We start from the raw sequence: 6000 nt of genomic DNA, 5'->3' as shown, positions 1-6000 counted from the left end.
AACGATTACTATCCCTTTGGGATGAACATGCAGGGCGTGGACTCTTCCTTTGATACGATGGGATCGTTCCTGAACCACAAGTACAACCGGAAGGAACTGCAGGAGACAGGTTTTTATGACTATGGCTGGAGACAGTATATGCCTGATTTGGGGCGTTGGTTCGGTGTTGACAAATTGGCGGAGAAATACCATATGACAAGTCCGTATGTCTATGTAGCCAACAATCCTGCTATGTTCATTGACCCGGATGGAATGAAGATAGAAGAAACTTCTACAGGCTGGACTTTTACAGGAAATGACATCAAACTGATATTTAGTTACTTTTCAAGCGGTGGAGATTTTGGAAGTATGTCAGACCAGTTAGGTGACTTTGGAGGTAACTTTGGCAACGGTGCTATCAGTAATTTCTGGAATAGCTTTAACGGAGGAAATACCTTTGGCGGGGTGAAAGCCCAGGGAGGTAACTTGACCTGGTGGACCAATTCTAACGCAAGCTATGGAGGTAGCAATATCCAGGGATTAGACCAGCATAAGACCAAGATAGACCAAGGAGGGTTTAATAATTTTATGGACAATGCCTTTAACTGGGTTCAGAACCATCCGAGGGAAGTTACATCTATAGCTGGTATTATACAGGCTGGTTCTACAATAGCTGAAAAAGGATTGGCAAATTGGAACGCACCATCCAGCATAACAAAAAGCAAGGTCTTTGCAGAGACCATCAGTACAAAGCTACCTACTTCTGCGAAGGCATTAGGAACTGCTTCAACGGTGTTTAATGTTGCAGGAAAAGTTGTTGGAGCTGTTGGCATTGCTAATACATTATATCAAATGAGACAAGGGAATATCTCTAATACTAGAGGCGCAGTAGATTTAATGATGGGAGCTGCCGGATTTTTTCCTGCCACAGCCTGGGTTTCTCTGGGATATTTTGCAGGCATGGCAATTTATGAAACATATTATAATAATGGTAAACCCGCATTCTAAAAAATGATTAAATTTATAAGACTACTTTTTTATCATATTTATATTTATTATGATAAAACTGAGGGGAGTGGAAAAATAGTAACAAAGCTATCTACTGCATTAGTTTTTACAGTTGTTTTTATTTTATTAATAGACAGCGTTTTTAACTTAGGATATCAAATAATTGATAAAGATTTTACAGGTGTGAGTGGAAAAGCATACATTTTTATGTGTATTACTATTGGAATCATTGTAGGATTATATATATATAAGGAAGACTTTCAAAATTTAAATACATTTAAAAATTATCATACTAAGTATTATTTATATTTCTTTTTAATTGTTCTATTTTTATTAGCCTTAGAAATTTATTCAATACAAATTAATCGGGAAAGGATTTTCAAGCAAAGAGAAATGCACAAAGAGCAAGTTGAAAATATAGAGAATAATATGAGGGGTAATTAGCTTCTTTCCTGCCACAGCCTGGGTAGGTCATGTATCAAAGTTAGTGATGGATATGGTTTTAGATTTTAAACAGTTGAAAATCAGATAAAATAATAATTAAAAAATTTAAAAGCGAGAGTAGGAATAACCTGCTCTCGTTTATTTTTGAAGAAAAAGCATATCCTAAATGATTGGGAATCATAACAGGTGTATCAAAGTTAGTGATGGAGTGAAATTTATAAATGTTATTTTTTATTTTTCAATAATAATTTTTATTTTAGAGCTTCAAATTAGGAGGTTTATAAACTTATATTTATAAATTGAAAATAGAGAAGGAGATCTTACCAGTACAAAGTACCACTTGGGGAATGTGAGGCTTAGTTACGCCAGAAACCCCGATACAGGCAGCATAGATGTTCTTGACCGGAACGACTACTATCCCTTTGGGATGAACATGCAGGGCGTGGACTCTTCCTTTGATACGATGGGTTCGTTCCTGAACCACAAGTACAACCGGAAGGAGCTGCAGGAGACAGGATTCTATGATTATGGATGGCGGCAGTACATGCCTGACCTTGGGAGATGGTTCGGGATGGATAAACTATCTGAAACTTACAGTTCTACCTCGCCTTATGCTTACGTGATGAACAATCCTGCAATGAACTTTGACCCAGATGGTAGATATACTCAGGGCAGTGGTGATAACTGGTTACAGGATATGTGGGACAACACAACATCTTACAGCTCTTGGACGAATACAGGAAATGGCAGTTTTACAGGTGGAGAAATTGGGATGACGAGTGAGCAATTCACATCCTTTTTTAATTTCTTGAGTGGTGGAGGCAGTGGCTCATATACCTACTGGACAAATGCACCCGGTCGTGATATGGGAGGATATAACAGTTCGGGAATGAGTGTTAGTATGTATGGAGTTGATGCTCATAAGATAACGATTAAAGACAATGGTTGGTGGAGTGATATGTTAGACAAGGCAGCTGGTTTTATGGATAGCCTTGTTTTTAAAATAGAAGGAACTAGCTCATTTGGAGTCCAATTAGGAGGAAAGACTAGCTTTGGTTCTCTTGAAGGAGGTTTTTGGACGGCAACTATTGGGAAGTTCGGATGGAGCAATAAAGATGGAGGTTATATCAAATCTGGAGACGGGAAAGGACACAATTTTCTCGGAGGGAGTGTGAAATTCTTAAGTAATAAATTATCGGTAGGAGGAAATGTAGATTATGTAACCAATGATATAATACCACCCAATGGTAGTGATTTAATAGATTATTATGCTAATAATGGTAATTTAGAAGGACAAGCTAACTTTGGGAGTGCAAAAAGTATAATAAGTTCACCAAAAGGAAGCGCAGCAGAAGCTTTGGGCGTATCTTTAAAATCTAGGCTTAATGCCGGTAATAAGGAGGGTTGCAGTTCTTGTATTACAATTTCTGCCGGTGTAAAAGCTTTTTTAGGCATCGAGGGTAAAATTACAGTAGGCATTAAGTAATATGAAATATTCTGTTACAATTAATTCTACAGATTCAGAATTTTATCGCAATAATAAACTAATATTGCGGGTTTTAAGTGGTAATTTTTATTTAAGTAAAAGCAGGATATTTGGAAGCAATAACAAGGTATTGGTCATATTTAAAGCTTTCAATCTTTTTTTTAAAAGAGATATAAAAATCTTAGAACAAAACCTTGATAAAAAGATTGTTCTTGAAAAAGGAAACTTATATATAGATGAAAATCTATTGGTTATAAAAACTAAATTTAAGATAATTGGGAAGTATGAGGCGATTTGTTTATTAAACAATCACGAAATTGGAGAAATTATTGAAAACTCTGGTCATGTTCCAAAGTTAGTGATGGATATGGTTTTAGATTTTAAACAGTTGGAAATCAGATAAAATAATAATTAAAAAATTTAAAAGCGAGAGTAGGAATTACCTGCTCTCGTTTATTTTTGACAAAAAAACATATCCTAAATGATTGGGAATCATAATAGGTGTGTCAGACTTAGTGATGGAATATTCAAAATAGAAAAGAAATCTTGCAAAAAGGATGATGCATGTGCCAAATCCAACAAGCCTTCGGTCAAAATAAACAAAGCCTCCGCAAAACAGAACAAGACATCCGCAGGAATAAATAATACACCCGCAGAGACCAACAAGGCATCCGCAAAAATGAACAAGCCCAAAATTGGCTACAATATATAGGAAAAACATTCCTAATTAATCCCTCCCCGAAAACGATATAGCTTGAAAGTAGATAGCTTTAGGCATCAGATAGTTAAAAAAGCAATTTTATTATTGCTTTCCAAGATTACGGACAAAGGAATTTTCATTAATTTTGGAAACATTCAAAAAATTAGAAATGAAAGTAAAATCAATCTTTGCAACAGCTGCCGTTGTTTTTTATGTTGGTGCCCAAGCTCAATCTATGACAAATTCTAACTATCCCAAAGCCATAAAAGGAACTCAAGTCGATAACTATTTCGGAACTCAGGTTTCTGACCCTTACCGCGATCTGGAAAACGATTCTGAAGCGACCAAGAAATGGGTAGATGAGGAAGTAGCTTACAGCCAAAATTATCTATCAAAAATCCCTTTCAGAGAAACAATTAAAACTCAACTGAGAGATATTTGGAATTACGAGAAAATAGGAGCACCGTTCAAAGAAGGTGATTATACTTATTATTACAAAAATAACGGATTACAGGCGCAGTCTGTGCTTTACAGAACCAATAACAAAACCAAACAAACAGAGGTTTTTCTTGATCCCAATACTTTTTCGGACAAAGGAACGACTTCACTTTCTAATTTGTCATTCAATAAAAAAGGAAACCTTGCGGCATATTCTATCTCAGAAGGCGGAAGTGATTGGAACAAGATCATCATTATCGATGCCATTTCCAAGAAACAAATCGATGAAACTTTGCTTGATGTGAAATTCAGTGGGATTGCCTGGAAAGGCGACGAAGGTTTCTACTATTCCAGCTATGATAAGCCAAAGGAAGGCACGGTTCTTTCCGGAATGACGGACAAGCACAAAGTCTATTTCCATAAATTAGGCACAAAACAATCCGAAGACCAATTAATTTTCGGTGGTGAAAAAACGCCTAGAAGATATCTTTCTGCCGGAGTTTCCGAAGATCAGAGATTCCTGATCATCTCTGCGGCCAACGCTACCAATGGAAACGAACTATACATCAAAGATTTGAAGAACGGAGGTGATTTTGTCCAGATCAACAAAGGTTTTGATATCAATGCGGATATTGTGGATACGCAGGGTGATGACCTTTTCATCTTTACTGATAAAGATGCGCCTAATATGAGATTGGTAAAAGTCAGCATCAAAAATCCAAGTCCTGAGAACTGGAAAGACGTGATCCCGGAAACAGAAAATGTTTTAAGTATTTCTGAAGCGGGCGGTTACTTCTTCGGAAAATATATGAAAGATGCTATCAGCCTTGTTAAGCAATTTGATAAGACAGGAAAACAGGTCAGAGAAATCACATTGCCAGGAAAAGGGACGGTTTCCGGTTTTGGAGGCAAGAAAGAGGATAAGGACATCTACTATTCTTTTACAAATTATATCACTCCGGGAACGATCTACAAATACAATGTAGCTTCTGGAAAATCGGAAATCTATCAGAAACCAAATGTGAAATTCAATCCGGAGGATTATGTTTCTGAACAGGTTTTCTACACCTCAAAAGATGGGACCAAAGTTCCAATGATGATCAACTACAAAAAAGGAACTAAACTTGACGGGAAAAATCCAACAATCCTTTATTCTTATGGCGGCTTTAATATCAGCCTTCAGCCGGCTTTCTCGGTTGTGAATGCCATCTGGATGGAAAATGGCGGGATCTATGCCGTTCCAAATATCCGGGGAGGCGGAGAATACGGAAAAAAATGGCACGATGCGGGAACGAAACAACAGAAGAAGAACGTGTTTAATGACTTCATTGCAGCTGGGGAATACTTGCAGTCGAAAGGTTACACTTCGAAGGAATATATGGCGCTTTCCGGGCGTTCAAACGGCGGGCTTTTGGTTGGCGCAACGATGACAATGAGACCAGATCTGGCAAAAGTGGCTTTTCCGGGTGTTGGCGTCCTGGATATGCTGAGATATAACAAATTCACGGCTGGGGCAGGTTGGTCTTACGATTATGGAACTGCCGAGGACAGCAAAGAAATGTTTGACTATCTAAAATCTTATTCGCCGGTTCACCAAGTGAAAGCAGGAACGTGCTATCCATCTACAATGATCATCACCAGTGATCACGATGATAGAGTAGTTCCGGCGCACTCTTTCAAATTCGGGGCTGAGTTGCAGGAAAAACAGTCTTGTAACAATCCGATTTTGCTAAGAATCGAGAAAAATGCGGGTCACGGGGCAGGTCGTTCTACGGAACAGGTGATCGGCGAAAATGCTGACCTGTTGAGTTTTGCTTTATTCGAAATGGGAATAAAAACTTTGAAGAAATAATTCTTAAAATATATCAAAAAAATCCCGAAATTAGTTTCGGGATTTTTCGTCTTTGGATAATATTTTGATGGAAGACCAGTTATAAATAAAATT

The 6000-nt window shown here is 37.5% G+C and carries 5 protein-coding genes; all 5 read left to right on the top strand.

Going from position 1 to position 6000, the window contains the following annotated elements; all coding sequences use genetic code 11:
• Positions 1-987 (top strand): RHS repeat-associated core domain-containing protein (locus tag BLT30_RS11735; RefSeq protein WP_317040530.1); only part of this gene is annotated, 987 nt, incomplete at its 5' end.
• A 3-nt stretch (positions 988-990) separates the two neighbouring features.
• A complete protein-coding gene (locus BLT30_RS11730) occupies positions 991-1431 on the top strand; it encodes a hypothetical protein (RefSeq protein WP_089873703.1) in 441 nt (146 codons plus the stop codon).
• 349 nt (positions 1432-1780) lie between these two features.
• Complete coding sequence (locus tag BLT30_RS11725) at positions 1781-2917, top strand: RHS repeat-associated core domain-containing protein (protein ID WP_139166633.1); 1137 nt, start codon at positions 1781-1783, stop codon at positions 2915-2917.
• A 1-nt stretch (position 2918) separates the two neighbouring features.
• The gene (locus BLT30_RS11720) at positions 2919-3320 is read left to right on the top strand and encodes a hypothetical protein (RefSeq protein WP_089873701.1); all 402 of its coding nucleotides are present in this window, start codon (positions 2919-2921) and stop codon (positions 3318-3320) included.
• A gap of 532 nt (positions 3321-3852) precedes the next feature.
• Positions 3853-5907 (top strand): prolyl oligopeptidase family serine peptidase, encoded by a 2055-nt coding sequence (locus BLT30_RS11710; RefSeq protein WP_394332205.1) that lies wholly within the window; start codon positions 3853-3855, stop codon positions 5905-5907.
• Positions 5908-6000 lie beyond the last annotated feature (93 nt).

The organism is Epilithonimonas hungarica (assembly GCF_900102265.1).
GTDB classification, from domain to species: Bacteria; Bacteroidota; Bacteroidia; order Flavobacteriales; family Weeksellaceae; genus Epilithonimonas; species Epilithonimonas hungarica.
Note: the sequence above shows the minus strand (reverse complement) of the source record. Positions and strands in the feature narration are given on the sequence as shown.

Excerpts from the sequence above, each read along its gene's own strand:
- BLT30_RS11730 (WP_089873703.1), top strand. The coding sequence starts at position 991 with ATGATTAAATTTATAAGACTACTTTTTTATCATATTTATATTTATTAT.
- BLT30_RS11720 (WP_089873701.1), top strand. The coding sequence starts at position 2,919 with ATGAAATATTCTGTTACAATTAATTCTACAGATTCAGAATTTTATCGC.
- BLT30_RS11710 (WP_394332205.1), top strand. The coding sequence starts at position 3,853 with ATGACAAATTCTAACTATCCCAAAGCCATAAAAGGAACTCAAGTCGAT.